Below are 504 nucleotides of genomic sequence, written 5' to 3'. Positions count from 1 at the left end.
CAGTAAATCGTTGCGCAGCGGGCCGATCGCCTCACCCTCCGCATCGAAGATCTGTCGCCCGCCGGTGCTTTCCACCAAGAACCCGCCACCTGAGAGGGGGGCGATAAGAGTGGTGGTCGACGAGAGGCTGGAGAAGTCGGTCTCGATCTCGGTCCGGTTGCCGAAACTGTCGAACCGCTCCAAATCCACCTGAACACGTCCGTCTTGAACGCCCTTGTTGACCACGGAGAGCACATCGCCGTTCTCGAGCTGCACGCTTTGGAAACCCTCATCGCCGCGCCGGTCGATGCCAAGCTTGGGGATGAAGGGGGTGGGCGCCGTGGCGGGCCCGTCAAGTTTCTCGCCCGTGTCGAACCGGCCCGAGGCCAGGGCGGCGCGCACGTCGATCTCTTCGATCACGGGATCCGCGTCCTCGGTTTCGGGGACGGCGATGATCTCCAGCGTCTCGACACTCGCGTCGATCCTGGCCAGGCCCAGAACGGTCTCCTCGCCGGTCAGCCCGTC

At 64.9% G+C, this 504-nt stretch carries 1 protein-coding gene; it reads right to left on the bottom strand.

Going from position 1 to position 504, the window contains the following annotated elements; translation table 11 throughout:
• Nucleotides 1-504, bottom strand: a 504-nt coding sequence (locus AAFU51_19005; GenBank protein ID MEO1573323.1) for a hypothetical protein, incomplete at both ends; no start/stop codon positions are given.

The organism is Bacteroidota bacterium (assembly GCA_039821555.1).
Lineage (GTDB): Bacteria > Bacteroidota > Rhodothermia > Rhodothermales > Rubricoccaceae > JBCBEX01.
The sequence above is the reverse complement of the archived record's forward strand: the minus strand, read 5'-3'. Positions and strand labels throughout refer to the sequence as shown.